The 26,669-nt window shown below is 43.4% G+C and carries 23 protein-coding genes and 1 riboswitch; of the genes, 11 read left to right on the top strand and 12 right to left on the bottom strand.

Going from position 1 to position 26,669, the window contains the following annotated elements; genetic code table 11:
• Nucleotides 1-5 precede the first annotated feature (5 nt).
• The 4 genes from C3F22_RS11590 to trpA are packed head-to-tail and all read right to left on the bottom strand — an operon-like array spanning nucleotide 6 to nucleotide 4,003.
• Nucleotides 6-1,034 carry an SPOR domain-containing protein gene (locus tag C3F22_RS11590; protein WP_373683637.1) on the bottom strand — a complete coding sequence of 343 codons (1,029 nt, stop codon included), beginning with the start codon at nucleotides 1,032-1,034 and terminating at the stop codon, nucleotides 6-8.
• Nucleotides 1,025-2,308: a bifunctional tetrahydrofolate synthase/dihydrofolate synthase gene (gene folC, locus C3F22_RS11595; RefSeq protein ID WP_104426588.1), complete on the bottom strand. Its 1,284-nt coding sequence runs from the start codon at nucleotides 2,306-2,308 to the stop codon at nucleotides 1,025-1,027. The genes C3F22_RS11590 and folC overlap by 10 nt, the downstream gene beginning before the upstream one ends.
• Entirely contained in the window at nucleotides 2,305-3,201 is an 897-nt protein-coding gene (gene accD / locus C3F22_RS11600; RefSeq protein WP_034169942.1) for an acetyl-CoA carboxylase, carboxyltransferase subunit beta, read from the bottom strand. The genes folC and accD overlap by 4 nt, the downstream gene beginning before the upstream one ends.
• A gap of 1 nt (nucleotide 3,202) precedes the next feature.
• The gene (trpA, locus tag C3F22_RS11605) at nucleotides 3,203-4,003 is read right to left on the bottom strand and encodes a tryptophan synthase subunit alpha (protein WP_004782187.1); all 801 of its coding nucleotides are present in this window, start codon (nucleotides 4,001-4,003) and stop codon (nucleotides 3,203-3,205) included.
• Between the two features lie 365 nt (nucleotides 4,004-4,368).
• On the opposite strand from trpA, the gene C3F22_RS11610 reads away from it, so the two are divergent.
• Nucleotides 4,369-5,700, top strand: coding sequence for a Na+/H+ antiporter NhaC family protein (locus C3F22_RS11610; protein WP_104426589.1), 1,332 nt, complete (start codon nucleotides 4,369-4,371; stop codon nucleotides 5,698-5,700).
• 39 nt (nucleotides 5,701-5,739) lie between these two features.
• Here C3F22_RS11610 and C3F22_RS11615 read toward each other — a convergent pair whose 3' ends face one another.
• The gene (locus tag C3F22_RS11615) at nucleotides 5,740-6,777 is read right to left on the bottom strand and encodes a helix-turn-helix domain-containing protein (RefSeq protein WP_104426590.1); all 1,038 of its coding nucleotides are present in this window, start codon (nucleotides 6,775-6,777) and stop codon (nucleotides 5,740-5,742) included.
• A gap of 140 nt (nucleotides 6,778-6,917) precedes the next feature.
• Between C3F22_RS11615 and C3F22_RS11620 the strand changes: the two genes are divergently transcribed.
• Nucleotides 6,918-7,796, top strand: coding sequence for a metal-dependent hydrolase (locus C3F22_RS11620; RefSeq protein WP_104426591.1), 879 nt, complete (start codon nucleotides 6,918-6,920; stop codon nucleotides 7,794-7,796).
• A gap of 63 nt (nucleotides 7,797-7,859) precedes the next feature.
• Here C3F22_RS11620 and C3F22_RS11625 read toward each other — a convergent pair whose 3' ends face one another.
• The 3 genes from C3F22_RS11625 to C3F22_RS11635 all read right to left on the bottom strand — a co-directional run bounded on the left by C3F22_RS11625 (nucleotide 7,860) and on the right by C3F22_RS11635 (nucleotide 11,082).
• Complete coding sequence (locus C3F22_RS11625) at nucleotides 7,860-8,852, bottom strand: DUF2804 domain-containing protein (protein ID WP_104426592.1); 993 nt, start codon at nucleotides 8,850-8,852, stop codon at nucleotides 7,860-7,862.
• Between the two features lie 360 nt (nucleotides 8,853-9,212).
• Nucleotides 9,213-10,457: a tryptophan synthase subunit beta gene (gene trpB, locus C3F22_RS11630; RefSeq protein ID WP_004782182.1), complete on the bottom strand. Its 1,245-nt coding sequence runs from the start codon at nucleotides 10,455-10,457 to the stop codon at nucleotides 9,213-9,215.
• Nucleotides 10,438-11,082, bottom strand: a complete 645-nt coding sequence (locus tag C3F22_RS11635) for a phosphoribosylanthranilate isomerase (protein ID WP_104426593.1) — start codon at nucleotides 11,080-11,082, stop codon at nucleotides 10,438-10,440. Before C3F22_RS11635 ends, trpB begins: the two co-directional genes overlap by 20 nt.
• Before the next feature lie 143 nt (nucleotides 11,083-11,225).
• Nucleotides 11,226-11,438, top strand: a riboswitch (cobalamin riboswitch).
• A 37-nt stretch (nucleotides 11,439-11,475) separates the two neighbouring features.
• Between C3F22_RS11635 and C3F22_RS11640 the strand changes: the two genes are divergently transcribed.
• The 7 genes from C3F22_RS11640 to C3F22_RS11670 all read left to right on the top strand — a co-directional run bounded on the left by C3F22_RS11640 (nucleotide 11,476) and on the right by C3F22_RS11670 (nucleotide 19,060).
• Nucleotides 11,476-13,326: a TonB-dependent receptor plug domain-containing protein gene (locus C3F22_RS11640; RefSeq protein ID WP_104426594.1), complete on the top strand. Its 1,851-nt coding sequence runs from the start codon at nucleotides 11,476-11,478 to the stop codon at nucleotides 13,324-13,326.
• 94 nt (nucleotides 13,327-13,420) lie between these two features.
• Nucleotides 13,421-14,005, top strand: a complete 585-nt coding sequence (locus tag C3F22_RS11645; protein ID WP_104426595.1) for a cob(I)yrinic acid a,c-diamide adenosyltransferase — start codon at nucleotides 13,421-13,423, stop codon at nucleotides 14,003-14,005.
• A 145-nt stretch (nucleotides 14,006-14,150) separates the two neighbouring features.
• Nucleotides 14,151-14,864 (top strand): glycerophosphodiester phosphodiesterase, encoded by a 714-nt coding sequence (locus C3F22_RS11650; protein ID WP_104426596.1) that lies wholly within the window; start codon nucleotides 14,151-14,153, stop codon nucleotides 14,862-14,864.
• Nucleotides 14,865-15,288: 424 nt separating this feature from the next.
• Entirely contained in the window at nucleotides 15,289-16,455 is a 1,167-nt protein-coding gene (locus tag C3F22_RS11655) for an acyl-CoA desaturase (protein ID WP_034705146.1), read from the top strand.
• Between the two features lie 138 nt (nucleotides 16,456-16,593).
• Complete coding sequence (locus C3F22_RS11660) at nucleotides 16,594-18,039, top strand: protein adenylyltransferase SelO (protein WP_104426597.1); 1,446 nt, start codon at nucleotides 16,594-16,596, stop codon at nucleotides 18,037-18,039.
• 76 nt (nucleotides 18,040-18,115) lie between these two features.
• A complete protein-coding gene (locus C3F22_RS11665) occupies nucleotides 18,116-18,490 on the top strand; it encodes an MmcQ/YjbR family DNA-binding protein (RefSeq protein ID WP_104426598.1) in 375 nt (124 codons plus the stop codon).
• A 15-nt stretch (nucleotides 18,491-18,505) separates the two neighbouring features.
• A complete protein-coding gene (locus tag C3F22_RS11670; protein WP_104426599.1) occupies nucleotides 18,506-19,060 on the top strand; it encodes a GNAT family N-acetyltransferase in 555 nt (184 codons plus the stop codon).
• A 93-nt stretch (nucleotides 19,061-19,153) separates the two neighbouring features.
• Here the strand turns inward: C3F22_RS11670 and C3F22_RS11675 are convergent, their stop codons facing one another.
• The 4 genes from C3F22_RS11675 to baeS all read right to left on the bottom strand — a co-directional run bounded on the left by C3F22_RS11675 (nucleotide 19,154) and on the right by baeS (nucleotide 23,693).
• Nucleotides 19,154-20,509 (bottom strand): amino acid permease, encoded by a 1,356-nt coding sequence (locus C3F22_RS11675; RefSeq protein WP_104426600.1) that lies wholly within the window; start codon nucleotides 20,507-20,509, stop codon nucleotides 19,154-19,156.
• Nucleotides 20,510-20,729: 220 nt separating this feature from the next.
• On the bottom strand, nucleotides 20,730-21,236 hold the full coding sequence (locus C3F22_RS11680; RefSeq protein ID WP_104426601.1) for a GNAT family N-acetyltransferase: 507 nt from the start codon (nucleotides 21,234-21,236) through the stop codon (nucleotides 20,730-20,732).
• A 91-nt stretch (nucleotides 21,237-21,327) separates the two neighbouring features.
• Nucleotides 21,328-22,014, bottom strand: coding sequence for a response regulator (locus C3F22_RS11685; protein ID WP_104426602.1), 687 nt, complete (start codon nucleotides 22,012-22,014; stop codon nucleotides 21,328-21,330).
• Nucleotides 22,015-22,028: 14 nt separating this feature from the next.
• Nucleotides 22,029-23,693, bottom strand: a complete 1,665-nt coding sequence (gene baeS, locus C3F22_RS11690; protein WP_104426603.1) for a sensor histidine kinase efflux regulator BaeS — start codon at nucleotides 23,691-23,693, stop codon at nucleotides 22,029-22,031.
• 136 nt (nucleotides 23,694-23,829) lie between these two features.
• On the opposite strand from baeS, the gene C3F22_RS11695 reads away from it, so the two are divergent.
• Both C3F22_RS11695 and C3F22_RS11700 read left to right on the top strand, forming a co-directional pair.
• Nucleotides 23,830-24,459 carry a hypothetical protein gene (locus tag C3F22_RS11695; RefSeq protein WP_104426604.1) on the top strand — a complete coding sequence of 210 codons (630 nt, stop codon included), beginning with the start codon at nucleotides 23,830-23,832 and terminating at the stop codon, nucleotides 24,457-24,459.
• 309 nt (nucleotides 24,460-24,768) lie between these two features.
• Entirely contained in the window at nucleotides 24,769-26,571 is a 1,803-nt protein-coding gene (locus C3F22_RS11700) for an acyl-CoA dehydrogenase C-terminal domain-containing protein (protein WP_104426605.1), read from the top strand.
• The last annotated feature ends 98 nt before the right edge of the window (nucleotides 26,572-26,669 follow it).

The following is a 26,669-nucleotide window of genomic DNA, read 5'->3' on the forward strand; positions in this document are numbered from 1 at the left end:
GAGAGTTAACGCTTATCTAGCGGCACCCAGTCATTCACCCAGGCTGATTTCATGTTCAGGCTAGCATCAGATGCGATTTTCTTACGCAGTGCATCTGCTGTTTCACGATCTTTAGATGGACCGACCATGATACGCACACCTTTAGATGTCTGGCTCTTGGTGACCTTGTAGCCTTTGGCTCGCAGTTTGGCCGCAATGGCATCAGCATTGGCTTCATTGGCAGCCAATGCCACCTGCACCATCCACTGTTTATCACTTTCACCTTCAAGAAGTTTACGGGCTTTTTCAGCTTCAGCCTTTTTCTTGGCCTCTTCTGCTTTATGTTTCTCTTCAGCTTTGCGCTTTTCTTCTGCCTTACGTTTTTCCTCAGCAGCTTTATGCTCAGCTTCTTTTTTCTTTTCAGCCGCTTTGTGCTCTTCCTCGGCCTTACGTTTTGCTTCAGCTGCCTTATGCGCTTCTTCAGCTTTACGTTTCTCTTCTAGCTTGCGTTTTTCTTCCGCAGCCTTCTGCTCTGCCTGTTTCTTGGCAGTATCAGCTGAAGTTTGGGCTTTTTGCTGCTCAAGTTTCTGCTGTTCTAACTTTTTTTGTGTAGCCGCCTTGTCTTCAGCCAGACGTTTTTGCTTCGTCTGTTCATCTTCTGCCAGCTCAGGTGGAATATTGTCTGAACTTTGCTGTCCCATACGATGGGCATTCAAAGCAGCATATTCTTCAGCCGCACGACGTGCTGCATCTGCCTCAGCCTGCTGTTGCATGGCTAAAAATTCAGCTGCACGGGCTTCCTGTTCAGCCACTGCTTTTTCGCGGTCACGACGCTGCTGTTCCAGCAGACGTTTTTCTGTTTCCACATCGACTGTTAAAGAACCTAATGAATTGTTGACTGTATCTTTTGATTCTACTTCTGCAGCCAGTGCCGGGTTTTGCTGACGATCCTGATGAATTTCATTTTGGCCTTTCAGGAGTAATGCTGCCAATAAAACACCACCACCTAGTAAAACAACGCCACCCATCCAGCGTTGTTTGTTATTCATTGACATTCTTCCAAATACTCCCATACCGCTTCTAAGGTATGAAATGATCCACATACCAAAATCAGCTGATTATTCTCTGTTTCATCCAGCGCTGATTTAAAAGCTAATTTTACATTGTCAAATTGTTCTATCAATTCACCTTGCAGTGCATCAGTCAAAAGTGTGACCTCTGCCGCACGTGGTACAGATAATGGTGCAATTTTCCACAAATGAACAGTGTCTTTCAACAACTTGACGACAGAATTTATATCTTTATCTGCCAGCATGGAAAATACACAAATGACTTCTTTGTATTTCTTGTTGTAATTTAAATAATTGCGTAATTGTTTTAACAGGAACTCTACCCCATGCGGGTTATGTCCGGCATCAAAAATTACAGTCTTATTCTGAATTTCTCGGACTTCAAAACGCCCCGGCAATTTAGCTGCCTGAACTCCTTCCGCAATCGCTGTCTGGTTGACTTCCAGACCACTTAGCAAGATCGCTGCAACTGCTGTCGAAATATTATCCAGCGCCAGTGAACCTGTTGGCAATTTTAAAGTCGTACCCGACGATGCAAAAGCCCAGGTTTTGCCATCTTCAAAGGCTTCATAGAAATAATCACGGTTGATAGCATACAACGGCGCATTGCATTCAGCAGCTTTATCCAGAATGGCTTGCGGAATATCTTGCTGACCGCCAAAAATCACGGGAATATTCGGACGGATAATACCAGCTTTTTCAAAAGCAATTTTTTCAATAGTATCACCGAGCCAGTCGGTATGATCCAGTCCGATATTGGTGATGACCGCAACATCCGGATTAACTACGTTGACCACATCCAGACGACCGCCCAATCCGACTTCCAGCACCCACACATCACACAGTTCATGTTTAAAAATCACAAATGCAGCAAGTGTGGTTGCTTCAAAGAATGACAGGCTTAAATCGCATTTGCGACGTGCCCGATCGACTTCAACAAAAGCATCAATCAGCAACTGGTCTTCGACTTCAACCCCACGTAATTTCACCCGTTCATTAAAACGATATACATGAGGAGACTGATACAGTCCGACCTTAAAACCCTGAGCATTGAGAATGGCAGCCAGAGTCGTGGTCGTTGAACCTTTACCATTGGTTCCGGCAACCGTCAGGACTTTAGCCTCCGGATTGATCACGCCCAGCTTTTCAGCCACAGGAATGACACGTTCCAGACCTAAATCAATCCCCGTAACGTGAACATGGCTCCAATAATCGAGCCATGTATCAAGTGAATCAGTTGCTAATGGTGCTGTGTTCAAGGCAGGTTCATCAATTTCGTGATAATACGATAAACTGTATCACGTAATGCATGACGGTGAACAATCTGATCGATTACACCATGATCAAGCAAATATTCAGCACGCTGGAACGGTTCGTCCAGTTTTTCACGCACGGTCTGCTCGATTACACGTTTACCCGCAAAACCAATCATCGCTTTCGGTTCAGCCAGATGCACATCACCCAGCATGGCTAAAGACGCAGTTACACCACCATAAACTGGGTGGGTCAATACCACCACATAAGGCAGACCTGCTTCTTTCAAACGCTGAATCGCTGCTGAAGTACGTGCCATTTGCATCAAAGACAGCATGCCTTCCTGCATACGCGCGCCACCAGAAGCTGCAAAACAGATTAGAGGTTGATGTGTTTCAATCGCACGCTCGGCTGCCTGCACAAAACGGTCACCCACTACGGTACCCATAGAGCCGCCCATGAAGTCGAATTCAAATGCAGTTGCAATCATTGGCACGCCTTTCAGCAGACCTTGCATCACGATCAGTGCTTCAGTTTCACCTGTTTTCTTTTGTGCTTCCGACATACGCTCTGGATAAGCTTTGCTGTCGACAAATTTCAGTGGATCTTTGGCAGTAAATTCCTGACCCATTTCAGTCTGTACCTGATCAAAGAACCAGTTCAGACGGTCACGTGCTTTCATTTTCAGATGTTCATCGCATTGCGGACAAACATAAGCATTAAATGACATTGCAGTACGTGTCACCAAAGCATGACACTCAGGGCACTCAATGGTTGGCTCTGTGAATGTCGCTTTTAGGGTAGTTTGCTCATCAGGTACATGAATGCCCGGAACAATACGCTCCGTCCATGGGGTCGATGGGCTCAGAATTTTGCCTGATTTCACTTGTTGACTCATACTATAACTCATCGAGCGCTGCTCGAAGCTCCTTGACTTTATTCACCGTCGCAATAACGGCTTGTTCTGGCGCGAGGGTTGCAAACTGTTTTACAAACGCACTTCCCACAATAACTGCATCGGCAGCAACACCCATCGCTTTCGCAGATGCAGCATCACTGATACCAAAACCAACGCCTACAGGAACATCTGTCTCTGCCTTAATTTTCTGAATACGTGCAGCGGCTTCAGATACATCCAATGTCGCAGCACCCGTTACGCCTTTCAGCGAAACGTAGTAAATAAAGCCACTGGCCTGTTTCACTACATGCTGAATACGCTCATCAGTTGAGGTCGGAGCCAACAGGAAAATCTGATCCATTTCATATTTTTCCAGCACCTGCCCCAAATCTTGAGCTTCTTCAGGAGGAAGATCGACCAGAAGCACGCCGTCGACACCGCATTCATAGGCATAAGCCACAAACTTTTCATAGCCAATGACTTCAACCGGATTGAGATAACCCATGAGTACCACTGGTGTTTCGCGGTCTTTCAAGCGAAATTCTTTCACCATGTGCAGTGCATCTAGGGTATTAGTGCCACCGGCCAGCGCGCGTTCAGCAGCCAAAGCAATCACCGGACCATCTGCCATTGGATCTGAGAAAGGGAGACCCAGTTCAATCACGTCGACGCCAGCGTCCACCATCTGGTGTAGCAAAGGTACGGTTACCTCTGGATGCGGGTCACCAGCCATAACATAAGAAACTAAAGCTTTACGCTGTTGAGATTTAAGTTGTCCAAATCGTGTGGCTAAACGTGACATAGGGCTGAGCTTTCCTTAAGGTGTTTCAAACTTGAGACATTGACTATGTAGAAATACAAGACATCGCATTGTAACGCTATTTTTTGTACATTGAACAGTGTGCAACATCGACCTCTGGCATTTCATTTCCTGTGCGAGGATTTCAGAACAACCCGAAGGGATCTATTTACGATTATTTTGATTTTTTTCTCAATGATCAAAGATGCCTAATTTTGGCATTCCCTAAAATGTTGAATATTTAGATAAACTTATTTTTATCATGGAAAAATTAATAAAAATGCAGATGTTAGCGCATTCATTTAAAGTTTTCTGAAATTGCAAAACCTGTTTTATACTAGCCCCATTCTCTTATTTTTTTATCTCCTATGCAGACTGACTCTGAAGGCACAGTGCAGGCACGCGCCATTGCACTGTTGCCGCTTATTGTATTTTTAACCATCTTTTTAGGTAGCGGGATCTATCATTCTCTGATTGGAACTGAATTTGCGTTTTATCAGATTAAAGCACCTGTTGCCGCCCTGCCCGCGATTATCTTGGCTGCATTAGTGTATCGTGGCAAACTCAATCAGGGTATTGAAGAATTTCTGAAAGGTGCCAGCCATCCTAACCTGATCCTGATGTTCATGGTATTTATGCTGGCCGGTGCTTTTGCCAGTGTCAGCAGTGCGATTGGCAGTGTTGATGCTACTGTACAGATGGGCCTGTCTGTCATTCCTCCAAGTTTTGTCTTACCAATGCTTTTTGTGATCTCGGCATTTATTGCGACGGCGATGGGTACCTCGATGGGAACCATTGCCGCCTGTGCACCGATTGCCTTTGGCTTTGCACAAGTGACCGAGATTCCGGTGGTTTATGCAATTGGCGCCGTGGTCGGTGGAGCGATGTTCGGTGACAACTTGTCCATGATTTCGGATACTACCATCGCTGCAACCAGCAGCCAGAAAGTTCAGTTACGTGACAAATTCAGAGTCAATGTCTGGATTGCTGTACCGGCTTCTATCGTCACGATTTTGATCTATATCTTCAATACTGGCAGTTCTAGTCCAGTGGAATACAAGGACTTTAACTGGATTCTAGTCCTGCCTTATATTGCGGTGTTTTTACTGGCTTTTAGCCGTCTGCATGTTCTGGCGGTTTTAACCATCGGTGTCGTGTTATCGGGTTTATTCGGGCTATTTGCTACGCCAGATTTCAATATCCTCAAGCTGAACACTTCCATTTATGATGGCTTTGTCGGCATGTTTGAAGTGGCATTGTTATCCATGTTCCTGGGTGGCCTGTCTGCGATCATGCAACGTGAAGGTGGTTTACGCTGGCTGATCGAACGCATCTACGCGCTGACCCGCTTATTTAAAGTGGGCCGTCAGCGGGCCGGTGAAATCGGGATCAGTTTCTTGGTCGTATTTTCGAATCTGTTTGTAGCAAATAACACTGTCGCGATTATTCTGGCTGGTGATATGGCCCGTGAAGTGGCGAAAGAATATGGGGTTGATCCGAAACGTGCCGCCGCCCTGATGGATATTTTCTCCTGTGTGGTACAGGGGCTGATCCCTTATGGCGCACAATTATTACTGGCCTGTTCGATTGCCAAACTTTCTCCAGTCGAGCTAATCGGGGGCGTGTATTACTGCTGGATTCTGGCAATCTTTGCAGTGATCGCGATTGCTTTCCGATATCCTAAATTAAAAACAGCTTAAATTAAGTCATGAGATAAAGCGGCCAATGATGGCCGTTTTTTATGCCTGATCCTGTTTTAATTGTTTTCTATATTGCAATAAAGTCCGGCCTGTTGCCGCCTTATAAGCGCGGGCTAAAGCGGACTGGTCAGAATAATCCAGTTGTTGGGCGATTTCGGTCAGGCTTAGGGGCTGATGCAATAAGCTTTCACAACGCCTGATCCTTTCCTGTTCCAACAATTTTTTAAAAGAACTACCTTGCTCATTTAGCTGACGCTGCAAGGTTCGAGTCGATACAAACAGTTGCTCGGCCAGCTGTTCAATTTTAATCGCCTGTTGTCTGCTTCTTAGATGCTCCGCAACCACTTTTTGAGCCTGAGTCAAAATACTTTCTACAGGTGGTTTGGCTGCAATCGCTTCTTCAGCTTGACGAATCAATAACTGTAATAACATTGGATCGGCCTGTTCCGATTTCAGGTTCAGTCCCTGTATATCCAGTTCAAAGCCATAATCCTGCTGTGAAAACTGCACTTCCGCAGCATAGAATTTTTGATAGTGAATTCGGGCAATTTCTGGCGCATGAGCAAAACGCACCCGACGCAAGAGCAAAGGATGATCCTGCAAAATAAAACGTCCCAATTGCACCATGGCTGCGATAGTTAGCTCATTCAGCAGGTTATAACGCTCATCCTGATAAATCCAATACAATTCAATACTCTGCGCATGCTGTCTTAGTTGCAATGGGACAAATTCACTCCCATCAATGACCAGTCGCTGAAAACGCATGATGTAGCCGATGATCTCAGGAATACTACTGCTTTTAGAGACCATATAGCCCAGCACACCAAAATGTTCTGGCCGAATGCACTGCACAATTTCAAAAATTAACTGTGGACACGCTAGCTGTTTTTGGGTTCTTAACAGGATGCTATTGAGAAAATTCAGCGGAACTTGCGCATCAAAAGGCTGATCAATCAGTCCAATGAGCTGAGGTCGTAAATCTGCAAGAAACTCTGCAGTTAAAGGTTCTATATTTAAGCTACGCAAATAGGTGGCCCATAGCTGGATATAACCATTGGAGATTTTGATGTTCTGCATGAACGCGTCCCTGTCTCCGCTGCGAATGTATATTTTATTTTTCTCTGGCGTAAAATGTATAAAAATTGGCCATATCTGTCAAAACAATTTGTGCAATTCTAAACATACTGTCAGCATCTCCAGAAAAAGAATGAAAGCAGATGAACGCACCTTTAAAATCTTCCATACAGCCTGTGGTACGTAGTAATCTTGATTTTAAGCTGAGTGAAATTCCACGCTACTGGTTTGGTGGCGATCCATTCCTGACCCGTATGTTTGATGCACTGAGTCTGACCTTTCCAGACGGTGAACGTTATTTCATTCAGAGTTTGCGTCTGTTCCGCGACCAGATCAAAGACCCAGATTTACAGAAACGGGTAGCGGATTTTATCCGTCAAGAAGCCCAGCATGGCATTGCCCACGACAAGATGAATAACCTGATGCGGGAACAAGACATGCCGGTCGATCAGTTTATTCAGCGTCTGAACTACATGATGAACTATGACTTGAAGAACCGTTCGCCCGAGTACAATATTGCAGTCACTGCAGCCGCGGAACATTTGACCGCGCTCATGGCTGAAACTTTTTATGGGCAAAAAGATACTTTAAGAAATGCCCATCCTTTTGTTCGCGCCATGTTTGCCTGGCATGCGATTGAGGAAATGGAACATCGTGATGTCGCTTTTGATGTGATGAAAGATGTGGCAAAAACGCCAGAATGGCTGCGTCAATACACCTTGCTCATCACGACTTTGCTGATGTTTGGTTTTACCATTTACCGTGCCAATGTCATGCTTAAACATGATGGCTTTAGTCCGCTGCAACGCTTGCAAATGAATATCCGTGGCTTACCTTGGTTCTTTGGTAAAAAAGGCACTTTGACTCGTATGGGTAAACAGTATCGTGACTGGTTTAAAAAGGATTTCCATCCATCCCAGCACCCAGTGATTGCTCAATATGAGGTTTGGGTAAAAACGCTGGCAGAAACCGGCGACCCGATTCAGGCAGGAGAAGCCTTCTGGCAAGCTGCAGAAGATTAAACCTAGAAATCAAAAGCCTTCGAGATTGAAGGCTTTTTTAGATTTAGAAGTTAGAAAAATGAATTACCATTTGGCATAGTGCTGTTCTAAAAGTCCATATTCATTGACCAGTACAATATCTTGGCCATCTTGTCGGATAGTACCAGATACTTTTGCTTGCCACTGGCTAAACTGGCTGCCGACCAGACGCAGATTCAGATTTTCATAACGGCGCCAGCCCGTGTTTACATTCAGGTTCAAGCAGCCATCCAATGACTGGATGTTCCAGCGTTCGTCAGATTCCTGCTGAAATAACACATCCGCCACAGGATAAATTTTGCCATTTACCCACAAACAGTTTTCATTGCCAAAGCTTTCATTGACGCCGGAAGCGAGATTGATCCCGATACGGTTACGATTGGTATCCCAGAAATTACAAGATAGCCAGAACCAGGCAGTTTCAGGACGCAAAAAGCCGCAGGTATCATCCAGAGAGGCGAAGGTGCGCTCATTAAACTGGATGGTTTCACCCTGCTTATTTACGAAATAACCTTCACAACCCAAAGTGGTCAATTTCTGGGTATAGGTCCAGCCATTGATTCCGGTCGGACTGCACATACTCAGCGGATCTGTACCTGCACAGAAAATTCGGGCACTGAGCTTGATTTCACCATATTTGGTCACATGGATATAACGCACCCCATTGGCATGCTGGATATCAATCTGAAAGGGAGATTTGTGAAAATAACTATGATTAAATAATGGCTGTTCGTCTAGCACCGTATTGCGCGAGAAGAAATTGATCGCATTCCATTCCTGCACTTCGTTAGTACTATGGTTATAGATGTAGAAAAAACTGTGCCCAGCCCAAGCGATATCAGCAATCGCAAGACCAATCGTATAATGTTCGTGTTGAATACTACAGAATTTAAATTTTTTATATTTTAGTTGTTTACGCCATCCCTTGAGTACATCACCATAGGGATTTTTGTACTGGTACGCATGGTAATCAATACTTTTTGGAATTTCCTTGAAACGTCCGTAACGTGGTTGTCCATTTTCCTGAATTAAATCCATTAAGACATTCCATCTCAATCAAAAACTATTTTTGCTTGAAGCTATTATGCCGATTATTGAGATTTGATAAAGAATTTTTTAAAACCGTTCGTCAGCTCTTCCGGCCAATTCTGCTTAAAACAACCCTTTTAATTTTCTAGATGAAGAACTGATTTTTTGCTGTTTTATCCAGAACTTGAATAGTTTTTATCCCATTTTTAGCCAGATTGCTTCTTCCTCTTCATCTTTAAAAATTTTCTTATCTATAAAAATAAAAAATCGTACTGAATAGCTGCAATACGATTTTTCTTAATCCACCCTACCCTCCTTTTAGAAAGGAGGGTTTTCTCTCTCTTTGAAAAAGAGGGGTCGGGGGAGATTTTACATCTCAACCATTTCCACGCCATCAATACGAGCAACAGTCATCAAGTCTTTATCACCACGTCCAGAAACGGTGGCAATAATGATTTGATCCTTGTCCATGGTTGGTGCAAGTTTAGTGACATAAGCCATCGCATGTGAACTTTCAAGCGCCGGAATGATTCCTTCGATCTTGGTTAGATCACGGAAACCTTGCAACGCTTCCTGGTCATTGATCGGCACGTAGTTCACGCGTTCCATATCTTTCAGGAAGCTGTGTTCTGGACCTACGCCTGGATAATCCAGACCGGCAGAAATTGAATGCGTTTCAATGATCTGTCCTTCTTTATCAGACATCAGATACGTACGGTTACCATGCAGTACACCGACGTGACCTGCATTCAGTGGTGCAGAGTGCTTGCCAGTTTCGATCCCTAGACCTGCAGCTTCAACACCATACATTTTCACATCCTGGTCGTTCAGGAATGGATAGAACAAGCCCATCGCATTTGAACCACCCCCCACACAAGCAACCAATGCATCTGGAAGGCGACCTGCCTGTTCTTGAATCTGACGACGTGCTTCACGGCCAATAATGGACTGGAAGTCACGAACCAATTGTGGATATGGGTGCGGACCTGCCACGGTACCAATCACATAATAAGTTGAGTCAACGTTGGTAACCCAGTCACGCATCGCTTCGTTCATGGCATCTTTTAATGTTTTAGAGCCACTTTCTACAGGGACAACTGTTGCACCCAGCAGACGCATACGGTAAACGTTCATCGCCTGACGTTTCACGTCTTCTGCACCCATGAACACCACACATTCAAGACCTAAACGTGCTGCGATGGTTGCAGTGGCTACGCCATGCTGACCAGCCCCAGTTTCCGCAATAATACGTTTTTTGCCTGAAAGTTTAGCCAGTAAAGCCTGACCAATCGTGTTGTTTACTTTATGCGAGCCGGTATGATTCAGATCTTCACGTTTCAAGTAAATTTGCGCACCACCCAACTCTTTTGACCATCGCTCAGCATGATATAAAGGACTAGGACGACCTACGTAGTAGGCTAGATCACGGTCGAATTCTGCCAGAAACTGTTCATCATCTTTCATGCGGAAATAAAGCTTTTCCAGATCTTGTAAAGCCGCCATCAGAGTTTCTGACACAAAACGCCCGCCATGGATACCGAAATGTCCACGTTCATCCGGGAATTGGGTATAGTCAATCACGGGCTTGTTGTGATTAGTACTTTGCTGATCCACGATGGACTCCTTGCATAAAGCGTTCTATGAGTTGTTGGTCTTTTATACCTTTTGCGGATTCGACACCACCACTAACATCAACAGCGTAAGCCTGTGTGGTGTGAATTGCCTGCTCGATATTGTCCGGGTTTAAGCCCCCAGCCAGGATCAAGGGAATATCTAATTGAGGAAAGGTGCTCCAGTCAAAGCTGTGTCCGGTGCCACCTTTTAAATCAGGATGCCATGCGTCTAACAGTACTGCGCTGGCCCCTGCTGTCTGATAACGTTGAATTTCAGTGACTACATCCAGATCAGGTTTGACCTGAATCGCTTTATACCAGCGACGCCCAACTTGCCGGGCAATGGCCTGACACTGTTCAGGACTTTCATCACCATGAAACTGCAGAATATCCAGCGGAACAGTTTTTAAAATATCCTGGATGTCATCTGCCGTACTATTAACGAATAAGCCAACCACTTGAATATAAGCTGGTACTGCTTTGACCAGCATTTCAGCCTGTGCCTGAGTCACGCTACGTGGACTCGGTGGATAGAACACAAATCCAATGGCATCACAGCCGGCATCAGCAACAGCTTGGACGTCTTCAACTCGGGTGATTCCACAGATTTTGGCACGGGTTCGCATATAGTGTTGGCTCTGATTTACCAAGATATCAAGTAATCTATAAGATTGGGGTGAATCATTGTAATGCAAATCATCGATCTTGCGTAAAGTTCATACGGATTATTCTTGTTCTTGATTGTTTAAGTCCTAAGCAAACTTTATACTTGCTACAATTTGCAACGAGTCAAGGCCTTAAGGCTTTAGGGAAGTTGGTGCAAATCCAACACTGCCCCCGCAACGGTAAAAAATGAAAAGCTTGTCTTTATAAATCTTCAGGATTTACACCACTGCATCAATATGTGGGAAGGTGGATAAATAAGTATGAGCTTCAATACTACATTTAAGTCCGGATACCTGCTTGTTGTGTTCTTTAACTCAATCATTCACGGGGAGTGAATGTATGGAGCACATCTCATGTCTATTCCATTTCAGCCTGCTGCCTTAGCAGGTTCTATCGCGTTTGCTTTGGGTTTTACTTCATCGGTTCATGCTGCCGAGCAAAAAATTGCTCAAGCTTCTTTAGATACGATTGTGGTGACAGCTACTCGTTCTGAAGAAAAAATTGAAAATGTGCCAGCGCGAATCAATATTATTGTTCCTGAAATTGTAGAACAATCCCCTATTGCTCAATTGTCAGACTTACTCCGTTCTGAAGCTGCGATTAATGTCGTTCAGCTCGGAGGTTATGGTCAGCAAACCTCAATCTTTATGCGTGGTACAGATTCAGACCATACTTTGGTACTGCGTGATGGGGTTCGCCTTAATAATGAAGCCAGTGGTTTAGCATCTTTAAACTTTTTAGATACAACTGACATTAAACAGATTGAAGTCCTTAAAGGCCCGGCTTCTGTCCTCTACGGAACCAATGCAATTGGTGGCGTGGTTCAGATTATTTCTCAAACACCGACAAAATCTGGCGCTTTTTTAACTGGTGAAGTCGGTGAACATAACACCTATAAAAGCTTAATCGGTGCAGACTTTGTCCAGGATGGATTTTTTACCCAGCTTCGAGGCCAACGCCTTGAAAGTGATGGCACCAATATTACGGATCACCTTAATACCATTCCATCAAGTTATGATCAAAAAGGTTTCTCTGCAAAAGCCGGTCTTGCCAAAGAGAACTATGGCCTGAGCCTTGACTATAGTGAAAATAAGGGAAATTCAGTTTATCAAGGTTTTGACTGGAGTAGCTTTGGTTATGTGAATAAAGCCCACGACTTTGAAAATAACATCACGACGTTGAAAGCCTATGCTCAGCTAAATCCAGCTCTAAGAGCAGATGCGCGTATCTCACGTTTTGAAGATCGCCTCGAACAGCTTAAAAGCTTTGAGGTGACGGAATATACAGCTGATGAATATGAACTTATGCTTAAACAGCAGCTGGGTTCTCATCAGAATATGACGGTCGGTGCAACCCATAAAGCCTTAGAAACCAAAACCAATAAAGCAGATTCTTCTTTCACCCAAGACTTAAATACCACGGGTTATTATATTCAGCACCAATATCAGACCGATCGCCTGTCCACCCAAGTTGGCTACCGCATTGAAGACCATGAAAAATATGGCTCACATGATGTTGGCCAAGCCGGCGGACGTTTTCACCTGACGCAGGATTTCAGTATCTATGGCAATATTGGAACTGCCTTTAAATCACCAACAGTCAATGATTTGTATTATGGTTCTTCAGCCAACCCGGAGCTAAAACCTGAAGAAAGTTCATCTTACGAGCTTGGTTTTGATCATCAACTTTCTCCAGCATGGAACTGGGGGGCTTCTCTCTATCATACTAAAATTGACAACCTGATTGACTATGCCTCTACCGCCCCATGGGGTCTAGATAATATTGCTGAAGCCCGTATGCAAGGTGCTGAAACCTTTCTCAACTGGAATCGTGATGATTATTTTATTAAAACCAGCTATCACTATGTAAAAGCAACCAATGAAATCCAAGATAGTGAGCTGCTTCGTCGTCCACGCCAAACCTTCAGTGTATCGGCCGGCATGCAAAATAAGCTGTACGGTTTAAGTGCTGCCCTGGTTGCCAAATCCAAAGCCAAGGACTGGGATACCACGCAACAGACTCCAGGCTATGCAACAGTAGACTTGCATGGTTACTGGAATGTGAATCCGAACTTGAAATTATTTACGAATATTCAAAATATTGGCGATGTGGAATACAAGGCTGCTTATGATGGCAGTCTAGATGGTGTGTACTATATCAACGGTGGCCGTCTTGCCTCTGCCGGGGTCACCTTCAGATACTAAGGTCAGCTCACTTAAATAAATCCTTTTGGGAATCATGTCATGCCTATGGCATGATTCTTTTTATTGACAGCATTTAATCATTTAAGGAACTTATATGGGCCACCGTTTAAGTAAAATCTATACCCGCACTGGCGATTCAGGCACCACAGGGCTTGGCGATGGCTCACGCGTTGCCAAAGATGACTTGCGTATTACCGCGCTGGGTGATGTCGATGAACTGAATGCTGTGATTGGCATTTTACGTGCACAAATTTCAGCAAGCACAATTGAAGATAAAGCCACTTGGGATAAATCTTTAAGCCTGATCCAGCACTGGTTGTTTGATCTGGGGGGTGAAGTATGTATTCCCGGCTTTAACCTGGTTCAACCAGTCTCGATTAATTATCTGGAAAATGACATCGATCGCATGAATGAAGCTTTGCCGATGCTGAAAGATTTTATTTTGCCTTCGGGTACTTTAGTTTGCAGTTTCGCCCATCAGGCCCGTGCCGTATGCCGTCGTGCAGAGCGCAGTGTGATGTCGGTTCACTCACGTGACCAGAATATTCAAGCGACTTCCCTGCAGTTATTAAATCGCCTATCTGACTGGCTGTTTGTGGCTTCACGCACCTTGCAACGTGCTGAAGGTGGTTCTGAGGTGTTATGGCAAAAAAATATCAACGAGACTATTGATCAATAAATCCACTAAAATGTATTAAATTGCACGGAAAATTCTGCGCCAACGGTATTTGCAACAAAGTGTTTCAGGCGCAGAATATTGCAATACTCCTGTCACAATTCCTCATCATTATGTTTTCATCTTTACTTCTTCAGGTTATCGCAGCATGCGCATAATCGGACATCGCGGTGCGCGTGGGGAAGCGCCTGAAAATACACTAGGCGGTTTTCAATATATTCAGGATATCGGGATTCGCGCAGTCGAATTTGACGTACGCCAGCTTAAAGACAATGCCCTGATCATCATGCATGATGATAACTTTGTACGGACTACCGGTTTGCAAAAATCCCTCTACGAATGTAGCCGTCAGGATCTCAGTCAATATAACCACGCAGTGAAATGGTCAGAATGGAACAAGGTCGAAGCGACCCCCATGCTGGATCAGACCCTAACCGTGATTCATAACTTTGATCATATTGAAGTTGAAGTCAAAAGTGTAGCGAGCCAGGCCGATGCCGAAAAAATTACGCTTGAGCTTGAACAGCAGTTACAGGGTTATGAGCAGTCAGTCGTAATCACCAGTTTTGATCCAAAAATCCATCAGGCCTTGCAACAGCAGAATTCCAGTTTAAAACGCGGCCTTCTGATTGAAACAGATGTGAAATATCAGGCGATTGATCAAGCCTTGGAACTTGGCTGTTGTCAGATTGGCTGGATGAATGAGCTGGCCAGCAAAGATATTATTCAAGCCACACAAGCTGCCGAACTCACCATCAGCGTCTGGACCGTAAATGATGTTAATCGTGCCAAAGAATTGCGCGACTGGGGTATTCAGGGACTGATTACGGATTATCCGAAGTTAATGATGCAACATCTTTAAATAACCCAAAATACAAGATTCTATATATAGGTTATTTTTCCTTAAGCCTTGAAAAATCATTTAAAGAAGAATACCTGTCTGTAATCTTGTTTAACCTTAGGTTATGGGTTTGCTTACAAATTTATTTCCCTGCAATCTAGTAGAAAAAATGAACATTCATTTGACCCATTTTAAGAAAATAAATTTGATTAAAAGCTTTAAAAATCTCAGTGATTTACTCGGAAATCAGAGCCTGTCTAGCCTGCGAAAATGGTAGTTTTCATCCTACTTATTCTGTTACCGATAAGTACAATACAACCGTACAATAATGCTAGTGATGCCCTAGGGGGCGTGCTAATATGAATGACTTAACCGCTGTTAAAATAAACAATAGCGGCCTCTGCTTTTTGTTATGCCTTCCCAGGTTCCAGGAGTGCTGTTGGAGATGAATGCTCCCCTACCTCAAGCCCCAATTAACTGGGTCGCTGTGTTTGCTTTGGTAGTTTTACCCATTGTAGCTGTTATCGCGATTCCGTTATATGCGTATCACCATGATTTTAGCCTTGCCGCTTGGATCAGTATGTTTGTTTTGCTCGGCGTTAGTAGCCTGGGGATTACAGCGGGCTATCATCGTCTTTGGGCACATCGTGCTTATGAAGCGACTTTACCTTTAAAAATCATTTTAATGATCATGGGTACCTTTGCGGTGCAGAACAGTATTCTGTACTGGGGTTCAGGTCACCGTACCCATCACCGTCATGTCGATGACGTGGAAAAAGACCCATATTCAATTAATAATGGTTTCTGGTATGCACACTTGGGCTGGATGCTGCGTGACTATCCTGCTGCAGAGCCAAACTATAAGAATGCACCAGACCTGCAAAACGACAAAGTCGTTATGTTCCAGCACAAATACTATGTGCCTCTAGTCATTGCAGTACATGCTGCGATTCTATTGCCAATTGGCTGGGCTGTAGGCGATGTTTGGGGTGTATTATTATTGGGTGGTCTGGTTCGTTTGATCCTGAGCCATCACGTGACTTTCTTCATCAACTCACTATGCCATATGTGGGGTTCACGTCCTTATACGGATGAAAACACTGCACGTGACAACTTCTGGTTAGCGATTGCTACTTGGGGTGAGGGTTATCATAACTATCATCACATTTTCCAATACGATTACCGTAATGGCGTGAAATGGTGGCAATATGACCCAACCAAATGGTTAATCTGGACTTGTTCTAAACTGTGCCTTGCGAAAAATTTACGCCGTATTCCAAGCTTTAATATCAAAAAAGCTGAACTGGCAATGAAGTTTAAATATGCCGAGCAGGATCTGGCGGTATATGGCCATAATGTCAATGAAGACATTATCAATGTAAAAAGTAAGATTGCTCAAGAATATGAAGCCTTTACTCAAACATTGAATGACTGGGCCAAACTGAAAGAACAGGAAATTCAGGTGAAAAAGGCTGCTGTAGCAGAAAAGATTCACCAGATGGATGACAAACTTAAAGTTGAATTCCAGCTGGTTGAGCAGCGTCTTTCTCATCATCGTGAAACACTGAATCTGTTAGTACGTAATTTGAAAAAAGCGCCTGTCTCTCAATAAGATTTGAATTCTTAAAAAAGCTCCTGAAATCAGGGGCTTTTTTTATTTCTACTCGTCTTACTTATACTTTCCTTTTACAACAGTTTTAAACAAAGATCTTTGTTATATTGCTTCTATTGCCTAAGTATTTTAACTGCCATGTATTTTAATTCCCGATATCAAACTCTCCCTCCTCGCCTTTATCATCATCAGCCCCCACTGCTTTTAAAAGGTGCTAAAGCGGGACATTTTAATGCTGCACTTGCTGAGCAACTGCAATGGGCTGAGGAAGATAAAGCACAATGGGTCGAAATCTGTAGTGGTCAAAAAACCTTTGCCGAGTTTGAACCTTTGGCCATGGTTTATGCTGGCCATCAGTTTGGACAATGGGCAGGACAACTGGGTGATGGACGTGGTTTATTAATCGCCCAGATTCTAGATAAAGATAACCAGACCATTGACCTGCATTTGAAAGGTGCTGGTGCAACGCCGTATTCGCGTATGGGAGATGGTCGTGCAGTCTTACGCTCGGTAATTCGGGAATATCTGGCCGGACATGCCTTAAATGCGCTAGGTGTAGAATCCAGTAATGCGGTCGGCTTTACCTCTTCCGCTCAAGGTGTACAGCGTGAAAAACTGGAACCGGGCGCGATGCTATTACGGACGTCTAACTGTCATATCCGGTTTGGACATTTTGAATGGATCAATCAGTATCAGCCAGACTTGCTGCCTGTATTCACACAAAAATGCATGGAATGGCATTATCCGCAATGTCTGCAAGCAGAACAGCCTATTCTGGCATTTGCTACCCAAGTGATTCAGCGCACGGCAGTGATGATTGCCAAATGGCAACTGGTCGGATTTGCGCATGGTGTCATGAACACCGATAACCTGAATATTACCGGTTCAACGCTAGACTTTGGCCCGTATGGGTTTATGGAGCGGTTCCGTCCCAACTGGATTAATAACCACTCGGATTATCAGGGTCGCTATACTTATCAGCAGCAACCAAGCATCGGCCACTGGAACTTGTGGATGTGGCTGAATAACCTGATTCCATTATGTCCTGAAAACTATGATGAAGAACAATGGAAACAGGATCTGGCCCAATGTCTGGAACATTATGAACCGACCTTCCTGGAACATTATAAGCATGGCCTAAACCAGAAAATGGGCTTACCGAGTTTTCACAAAGACAGCTTTGACTGCGCCATGGCTTTTCTCAGAATCTTACAAAGCGAGCAACTCGACTATACGCAAAGCTTTATTCGCCTGCAGAATCATGAATATGAAGCAATCAAGGATGATTGTTTGGATCGCCGTCAGTTTGAAGCATTCCTGACTCAATATGAAGCGATCCGCGAACATCAGGATATTGAAGAATTAGATGCCGCCATGCAACTCGTCAATCCACACTATATCCTGCGCAATCACATGGCACAGAAAGCAATTGAACTGGCTGAGCGGGATGACTTTTCCGAAGTCGATCGCCTGTTTAAATTATTGAGTCAGCCTTATTTAAAACAGCCGGATCTGGAACACCCTGAAGATCTAGGGCCATTGCCGAGTGATGTACCTGAAGTCATGGTAAGTTGTTCATCTTAATTTATTCACAAGACGGCCAAAAACTGTGGATAATTTAAGCATTATCCACAGTTTTATTTCAGTTTATTCACAACTTATGACCTTACATCAAATCTCAGCACAGATAGCGCTAAGTTTACCTGAAGTCACTGTGACTCAATCTTTCGGTGAAGGTTGTGATGTATTCAAGGTGCTAGATAAAGTCTTTATGCTTCAGTTCTATCTTCAAGGCAAAGCTGTCATTAATTTAAAAGTAGTGCCTGATCATGGTGCTATGCTGAGAGATATTTACTCTTACATCCATGCTGGCTGGCATATGAATAAACGGCACTGGATCTCGGTGTATGAAGATAATCAACTGGATGAATCTCTGGTTGAGGACCTAGTACATAATTCTTATGAATTAGTAATATCGGAATTAAAGAAAGCAGAAAAAGTACGAATTGAATTATTACGAACATTAGAAAAATAAGTGCAGATACCACCGATGACTAAGATCAAACCAATAACATTAAAGACAAAGCGTTTAATTCTTCGCTCCTACCACTGTGGTGATGAAATCAATTTATTTCAAAACTATTTTAGCGATCTAGCAGCATCAAAATATTTGCAAAGACATCCACATCGGAATCAAACTCAAACTCGACAAACTTTAGAAAACTGGGCGGGACAAAAGTGGGAAGACTCAGATCCTGAGTTTATGTGGATTATTGCAGATCATTTAACTCAGCAACCTATGGGTATTTTGATCTTTATACGAAGGCATGACATTGGAGAAATTCTCTTCGGGCTTGGAACTCCTTATCAGGGACAAGGTTTTATGTGTGAAGCGATGACTTCGGTAATCCAATTTCTAAAACAAAGCCAAAAACTGACGAAAATTGAAACCTTTTGCGCTACTGAACATTTAGCGTCAAGACAAGTATTAGAAAAAACAGGTTTTCATAAACAGCAACTGCTTCATGCTTGGACCATCTTTCCTTTATTGGGAAATAACCTTAAAGACTGTATTCAGTATATTCTGCCACTAAGATCAAAATAAACCTTAACTCATCTAAAAGCTTTAGATATTGCGACAATATGAAAAAAGCCCAATCATTTCTGGTCGGGCTTCTTCTGATTGGAGATTTTAGGCTTAAGCATTCCTTTTATTCAGAAACTTAAACACGCCAAACAACACCGCAATCCACACCGGCAACATCAGCACTGACAACATAAAGCCTTGCGTCCACATGATGTATAAAATCATCAGCATAAAAGCTAAAACAAAATAGTTACTAAACGGCGCAAAGATCGCTGGGAATCTGGTTTGAATCCCCTTTCGTTTGATGGTTTGTCTAAATTTTAAATGAATCAAACTGATCATCATCCAGTTCAATACCGCAGCTGCTACTACAATATAAATCAGGTAACTCAAAGCTTTTTCAGGCACAAAGTAATTCAGGATCACACAGCCAAAGATCAAAAATGCTGAGAACAATACCGCAGCCACAGGCACACCATGTTTATTTACGCTCTTAAATAATTGTGGTGCATTCCCTTGTTGAGCCAGCCCCATCAACATACGGCTATTGGCATACATGCCACTATTACAGACTGAAAGTGAAGCAGTTAAAATAATGAAATTCAGTAAATGTGCAGCCCATTCAATCCCCATCTGGCTGAAAATCATTACAAATGGACTATGATCTAAATCGCCTAAATTCAGCTGATTCCATGGTACGAGTGAAAGTAATACGGCAAGCGAGCAGATATAAAATAAAAATACCCGAATCACAGTTTGATTCACAGCACGTGGAATGTTCTTATCAGGATTTTCGGTTTCTGCCGCTGCCATACTAATCAGCTCAATACCACCAAAAGCAAACATCATAAAGGCGAGCATATAAAACAGCCCATCAAAGCCATTCGGAAAAAATCCACCATGAATCCATAAATTGCTGATCGAAGCGGTTGAAGTTGCATCGGCAGTGAGGAGTAAATATATGCCAAAGATAATCATTACAATGATGGCAAAGACTTTAATGATCGATAGCCAGAACTCAGATTCACCATAAATTTTGACATTGGCCAGGTTGGCAAGTGTTACCGCCAAAAAGAAGATGAGTACAGACACCCAAGCTGGAATATGTGGCCACCAGTAATTGATATATTTGCCAATGGCGGTCAGCTCTGTCATTGCGACCAGAATATATAAAATCCAGTAATTCCAGCCGGTTAAAAAGCCTGGAAATTTACCCCAGTATTTAAATGCAAAATAACTGAATGAACCAGTCACAGGCTCATGCACAATCATCTCGCCTAACTGGCGCATAATCAGGAATGCAATCAAACCACCAATCAAATAGCCCAGAATAATGGAAGGTCCTGCGGACTGAATAATCTGTGCGGACCCCAAGAATAATCCGGTTCCAATGGCCCCGCCCATAGCGATCAGCTGGATATGACGATTCTTCAAACGACGCTGTAGTTGCGGTGTTTCACTCTCCAAGACACGCTCTCATGATGAATAAAAAACCGAATTGTAGCGGGTATCCAACTAATCAACTAATACATAAATTTAAGTTATTAATTATTAAACTTTTATTTTTTCGTATCTACTAAGATGGAAAGAAATATAAATAATCGATTTCATAATAGATGCTAGTTAAAAGCTATTTTATATTTTAAAACTCCATACCTTCTAAATAGAAACAGCTCTTTTTGATGAATTATTGCGTTGCATTAAACGCCTCATGGTAGACCACTTCTCCATGTGGAATAGATCCATTAAATGCAATGACTTGAAAGTATTCTGGTGGAACATCCTTGAGGTAAAGTTCTGGAAAAGCCTTAAACCCGAAACGACCATAATATTGAGAATCACCGAGCACTACACATCCTTGAGCCCCTAACTGTTGCAGGCGATCTAAAGCTACCTGCATAAGTAAAGTGCCGATTCCCTGTCCTTGTTTTGCAGGTAATACCGAAATTGGGCCAAGACCGTACCAGCCAGTTTCACCTGAAGAGATAGTGACAGGTGAAATAGCCACATGGCCTACCAGCTGGTTATGTTCAAGTGCAACTAGAGAAATCGTTAACTGCCCATGCTTACGTAAACTATTTACAATAAATTGTTCAGTATGACTTGAATAGTCAGCATTTTGAAAGGCCGCTCGGGTCAATTCAGTAATGGCTGGAATATCTTCTAGCTGTTCATCCCGAATGATAATTTTCATTATTTTGGCTCTCTTATATTGATTATTTTCAGAAATAAAAAAAGCGAACAAACCAAGAAGTCTATCCGCTTTTCTCTAATTAATTCGAATATTAGTCCTCAGGATATTCAAAACGATACCCTACACCATAAACAGCCTGAATCCACTCATGACGGTTTCCGGTTTCTGCCGCATCTGAAATTTTACGACGCAGGTTTTTGATATGACTATTAATCACACGGTCTGCCACGTCAAAACTGTCCGGATTGATATGATCTAGTAATTGTGCTCGTGAATACACTTGGCCGACATGCTCCAGGAACAGCTCCAGCAAACGGAATTCAGTCGGGGTCAAGTTCAAGGCTTTTTGCTGATACCAGATACGCTGTTGTGATTTATCCATACGGAATAAATCATTGCTTTCCGGCTCAGCTTTACGGTCTAAACGGCGTAATACGGCCTGTACACGGGCAACCAGTTCTTTTGGACTAAATGGCTTACAGATATAGTCATCCGCGCCCATATTCAGGCCCAGTACACGGTCAATTTCTTCAGTACGCGCAGTCACCATAATGATCGGCAAATCTGACTGTTCACGCACTTTACGGCAAATGGTCAGACCATCCATACGCGGCACCATCAAGTCCAAGATCATCAGGCTCGGTTTACGCTGGGTAAAACTATTATATGCTTCTTGCCCATCATGAAACACGCTGACTTCAAAACCAGCAGCCTCTAGATAATCTCGCACCAACAGGGCAAGTTCGACTTCGTCTTCAACCAGCATGATATGTTTCATGAATATATTTTCCTTTATGGTTTCAATTGTTTAGGAAAACTTAGTTTGCATCGTAAACCACCTAATGGTGAATGTGCAAAGCTTAAGCTACCACCCATAGCCTGAGTAATTTTACAAGATAAGGCCAGACCTAAGCCTGTCCCACCGGTGGCACGGGTACGCGAATCATCAACCCTATAGAAACGTTCACCAATGCGAGTCAGCTGCTCATCAGTCAGACCGAATGGACTGTCATCGACATATAAGGTCCATTCTTTCTCATTCTGTTCGGTATGAATATGTACCTGGCCACCGGCTTCTGTATAACGAATACTGTTGCTGAGCAGGTTGGCTACGATCTGCTTGAAACGGTCCAGATCCAGATCAACTTCAGCACCGTCACCTTCAACAGTCACTTTCAGGTCAGCCTGTTCAAATTTAGGCTGAAAGTTCATTAATTCCTGCTGCACCACATCCCACGGATTAACGGTTGCATAATAGAACTGTAATTGCTGGGCATCCGCTTGTGCTAGAGCTGCCAGATCCTGGGTCAGTTTTTTCAGGCTGGTTACCTGTGCCAACATCGATGCAAAATGCTCTGGTGTCGGTTTACGGATTCCATCCTGCATCGCTTCAATCTGTGCCTGCAAAACTGCCAGCGGAGTTTTCAGCTCATGTGAAGTATCGGCCACCCATTGACGGCGTGAAGTTTCATGCTGATCCAGAATCACTGCCAGTTGATTCAGTTCATTAGACAGATCACCCAGCTCATCATTACGTTTCACTTTTACCTGATGCTGATAATTACCGCGAGTCAATTCACGTGTTCCGTTCAACAAACGCTGAATCGGTTTTTTAAAATAAGTTGCCAGTAATAATGCAGCAATCAGACTGGCTAGAATACTTAAACCATAAACTAAAAATAAGTAACGTTTCTGATTACTAAAGAAATTAATACTTAAAGCATCATCTTGGTCTAAAACCGGTTTCAAACCAAGATAACCGACTACCTGGTTTTCAACCATAATCGGACGATAAGAAATCTGCTCATCTGACGCCTCACCTACTACAAAACGACGTTTGGCATCATAGAGTGATAGGCGTGAACTCAGACCCAGACGGTCTGGCATCTGGATGAACTGCTTCTTGCCAGTAGGTTGCTGAACTGGCTGTTGACTGCCATTATTGTCTTTACGGTCGGTTCTAAACAGGTTCTGATTGGAGCTAAGTGGAAATCTTAAACCTTCAAAGGGCTGGAATTGTGAAGGCAGGTTAGATGCCAGAATACGCAATTCTTCTTCATTGACTGAACGCGGTGTCAGATTTGGTTCAACCATACTTGAAGGCGCTACAGTGGCTAAGGTCTGCTCCTGAAAGTAACGCTGCTGCAAGGCAATATCATACTGACGGCGCAACCACCAGCGCGATAAACGGTCATAATCATCCGGTGCAGCTTCACCTTCAATTTGCAGAATCTGCGCCTGAATAGCGTTACCCCAGTCTTCATATACCGTATAGACATCAGCCAGATTTTCGATCACATGATCTAGCTTCTGCATTTCTACATCCGCCACATAGCGGGTAAAGTTGCGCTGCATATTCAGATGCAATACGCCCAGACTCACCGTGGTAATTACCAGGGTGGTCAATAAAACAGTCAAAAACAGACGTAATGCAATCGGAATACGGCGAATCTTCAAAGTAAAAATCTCAGTTTTTCTTCTCTATATTCATTATTGTAGCGAACACAGACTTAAAAAACTCTCCATTGTTTCTTCATCTTTATTATTTAATCTTTACTCATCAAAAAAATCAGCTCTTGTATGGGGTAAAAACATGAAAGCAGTGACAAAAATCGCCTTAATCAGTGCCAGTGTTTTATCGATGGGTGCATTGACTGCCTGTCAATCGACTAGCAACGTGAATGAGCAGAAAGATCATTCTCGCATGATGAAACATCATGAAGGTCAAAAACAGCATCGTCTCACTCCAGAGCAACGCGAGCAGTTCAAAGCCGCTCGTGCAGAACGCATGCAATTGCATAAACAGATTCAACAGGCCTGTGACGGCAAAGCTGCAGGCAGTGCAGTCCAAATCAAGGCGGGTGATACAATCATTAATGGTCAATGCAAGATTTCTTTCAGACCTGACCATAAAGGCATGAAAGCTCAACGTGGTGAATTCCGTGGCATGCGCGGTGAACATCGTCCGATGCGTGATGAATTCCAAGGTGGTATGAACCGTGGAGAAGCATTAACGGATAGTCAACGTGCAGAAATGGTTAAACAGTATGATCAGCGTTTATCAGAACGTCAGGCTCTACAAACTGCGTTTGCCAACGCTTGTAAAGGTCAAACCCACGGCAAGGCCGTTCAAGTGAAAGCGGGTACTCAAACTATTGATGGTCAATGTATCGTGCACTTCCAGCCGAATGCACCCATTAAGATGACTAAAGCTGCATCTTGATCTTCTTCTACGTTTCTTATTCCTTCAAATTCAGGCACCTTCGGGTGCCTTTTTTTTATAGCTGACTCCTCAGTCCTCTTTTGACCATTCATGTTCTGCTAATTTCTACAAAAGTCTTTGCAGTCAATATGTTTACTGTTCTGTGCAGATTAATCTTTGACTTTACAGTCACCAAGAAAACACCCCGAAAAGCTTGTACCGCAGGGGAAGTTGTTGCACGATTAGATCATTCCAAACCGTGTCTATGAAGACAGGTTTTAGTTCATCTAAGATTATAACGCTGGTTCAACCAGTATTGAGGAAACCGATATGCCACAATACAAAGCGCCTTTACGTGATATGCAATTCGTACTGCATGAATTACTTAACGCAGAAGAACATTATTCTAAATTGCCTGCATTTCAGGAAACTGTGAACCGTGAATTGATTGACCAATATTTAGAAGCTGCTGCAGACTTCTGTGAAAATGAATTATCTCCAATTAACCAAAGCGGTGACCTAGAAGGTTGTACGTGGAACGATGGTGTGGTCACAACACCAGCGGGCTTCAAAGAAGCATATCAAAAATATATCGAACTGGGTTTCCCATCATTGTCGGCTGAAGAGCAATACGGCGGTCAAGGTCTACCTGTTTCTTTAGGAAACGTGATTTCAGAAATGGTAGGTACAGCAAACTGGGCATGGGGCATGTACCCAGGTCTTTCTCATGGTGCTGTACGTACTTTAGAACATCACGGTTCAGATGAACAAAAAGACACTTACCTGCCTAAACTGGTTTCAGGTGAATGGACGGGTACCATGTGTTTAACCGAATCACATGCAGGTTCTGATTTAGGTATTATTCGCACCAAGGCCGAACCTCAGGCCGACGGTAGTTATGCCATCACTGGCGAGAAAATCTTTATCTCTGCTGGTGAACATGACATGGCTGACAATATTGTTCACATCGTTCTTGCACGTTTACCAGGCGCACCTAAAGGCACTAAAGGTATTTCTCTGTTCATCGTACCGAAGTTCCTCGTAAATGCTGATGGTTCAGTTGGCGAGCGTAACGCTGTACGTTGTGCTTCGATCGAACACAAAATGGGTATCCATGGTAACGCAACTTGTGTGATCAACTTTGATAAAGCAAAAGGTTACTTGATCGGACCGGAAAACCGCGGCCTAAACTGCATGTTCACATTCATGAACACTGCACGTATTGGTACAGCCGTTCAAGGTCTTGCTGCATCTGAAGGTTCTTTCCAAGGTGCTTTAGCATATGCGAAAGACCGTGTGGCAATGCGTTCACTTTCAGGTCCTAAAGCGCCTGAAAAAGAAGCAGATCCAATCATTGTGCATCCTGCGGTACGTAACATGCTGTTGACGCAGAAAGCATTTGCAGAAGGTGGTCGCGCACTAGTGTATCTGTTGTGTCTACACGCAGATATCGTTGAACGAGGTGCAACTGAAGAAGATCGTAAATTCTCTGACAACATCTTGTCTCTTTTAACCCCAATTGCAAAAGCGTTCTTAACTGAAACAGGTTCAGAGTCAGCAAAACACGGTATTCAAGTATTGGGTGGTCATGGTTTCATTTCTGAATACGGTATGGAACAAATTGCACGTGATACACGCATCTCTACTATTTATGAAGGAACAACTGAAATCCAAGCACTCGACTTGTTAGGTCGTAAAGTTTTGGGTACACAAGGTGCAATGTTGAAAGACTTCACCAAAATCATCCATAAATTTGTAGAAGCCAACAAAGACAACGCAGCAATGCAAGAATTTGTTGAACCGCTTGCAGCGCTCAATAAAGAATGGGGCGATTTGACCATGCAAATTGGTATGCGCGCAATGCAAAACCCTGATGAAGTTGGTGCAGCTGCAGTTGATTACATGTATTTCTCTGGCTATGTAACGCTTGCTTACCTATGGGCTCGCATGGCATTGGTCGCACAAGAAGCACTTGCAGCGGGCACCACCGATGTAGACTTCTACAATGCTAAAGTGACGACTGCACGCTTCTACTTCAAGAAAATCTTGCCACGTGTTCGCTCACACGTAGAAGTGATTGCAACAGGTGTAGAGCCTTTACTTGCATTAGATGCTGAACACTTTGCTTTCTAAGCTAAATATTGAGAATATTTAACTAGATATTCAAAATGTTGTACTCTTGAGTACAGAAATTGAGAAAGGACGGTCATAGCATTGGCAGTCCTTTTTCT

It is taken from the genome of Acinetobacter sp. ACNIH1 (assembly GCF_002934695.1).
In the GTDB taxonomy this organism is placed as follows: domain Bacteria; phylum Pseudomonadota; class Gammaproteobacteria; order Pseudomonadales; family Moraxellaceae; genus Acinetobacter; species Acinetobacter variabilis.

Bases quoted from the DNA above. Each gene is read 5' to 3' on its own strand.
- C3F22_RS11590 (WP_373683637.1), bottom strand. From the start codon at position 1,034: ATGTCAATGAATAACAAACAACGCTGGATGGGTGGCGTTGTTTTACTA.
- accD (WP_034169942.1), bottom strand. From the start codon at position 3,201: ATGAGTCAACAAGTGAAATCAGGCAAAATTCTGAGCCCATCGACCCCA.
- trpA (WP_004782187.1), bottom strand. From the start codon at position 4,003: ATGTCACGTTTAGCCACACGATTTGGACAACTTAAATCTCAACAGCGT.
- C3F22_RS11610 (WP_104426589.1), top strand. From the start codon at position 4,369: ATGCAGACTGACTCTGAAGGCACAGTGCAGGCACGCGCCATTGCACTG.
- C3F22_RS11615 (WP_104426590.1), bottom strand. From the start codon at position 6,777: ATGCAGAACATCAAAATCTCCAATGGTTATATCCAGCTATGGGCCACC.
- C3F22_RS11620 (WP_104426591.1), top strand. From the start codon at position 6,918: ATGAACGCACCTTTAAAATCTTCCATACAGCCTGTGGTACGTAGTAAT.
- C3F22_RS11625 (WP_104426592.1), bottom strand. From the start codon at position 8,852: ATGGATTTAATTCAGGAAAATGGACAACCACGTTACGGACGTTTCAAG.
- C3F22_RS11635 (WP_104426593.1), bottom strand. From the start codon at position 11,082: ATGCGAACCCGTGCCAAAATCTGTGGAATCACCCGAGTTGAAGACGTC.
- C3F22_RS11640 (WP_104426594.1), top strand. From the start codon at position 11,476: ATGTCTATTCCATTTCAGCCTGCTGCCTTAGCAGGTTCTATCGCGTTT.
- C3F22_RS11645 (WP_104426595.1), top strand. From the start codon at position 13,421: ATGGGCCACCGTTTAAGTAAAATCTATACCCGCACTGGCGATTCAGGC.
- C3F22_RS11650 (WP_104426596.1), top strand. From the start codon at position 14,151: ATGCGCATAATCGGACATCGCGGTGCGCGTGGGGAAGCGCCTGAAAAT.
- C3F22_RS11655 (WP_034705146.1), top strand. From the start codon at position 15,289: ATGAATGCTCCCCTACCTCAAGCCCCAATTAACTGGGTCGCTGTGTTT.
- C3F22_RS11660 (WP_104426597.1), top strand. From the start codon at position 16,594: ATGTATTTTAATTCCCGATATCAAACTCTCCCTCCTCGCCTTTATCAT.
- C3F22_RS11665 (WP_104426598.1), top strand. From the start codon at position 18,116: ATGACCTTACATCAAATCTCAGCACAGATAGCGCTAAGTTTACCTGAA.
- C3F22_RS11670 (WP_104426599.1), top strand. From the start codon at position 18,506: ATGACTAAGATCAAACCAATAACATTAAAGACAAAGCGTTTAATTCTT.
- C3F22_RS11680 (WP_104426601.1), bottom strand. From the start codon at position 21,236: ATGAAAATTATCATTCGGGATGAACAGCTAGAAGATATTCCAGCCATT.
- C3F22_RS11685 (WP_104426602.1), bottom strand. From the start codon at position 22,014: ATGAAACATATCATGCTGGTTGAAGACGAAGTCGAACTTGCCCTGTTG.
- C3F22_RS11695 (WP_104426604.1), top strand. From the start codon at position 23,830: ATGAAAGCAGTGACAAAAATCGCCTTAATCAGTGCCAGTGTTTTATCG.
- C3F22_RS11700 (WP_104426605.1), top strand. From the start codon at position 24,769: ATGCCACAATACAAAGCGCCTTTACGTGATATGCAATTCGTACTGCAT.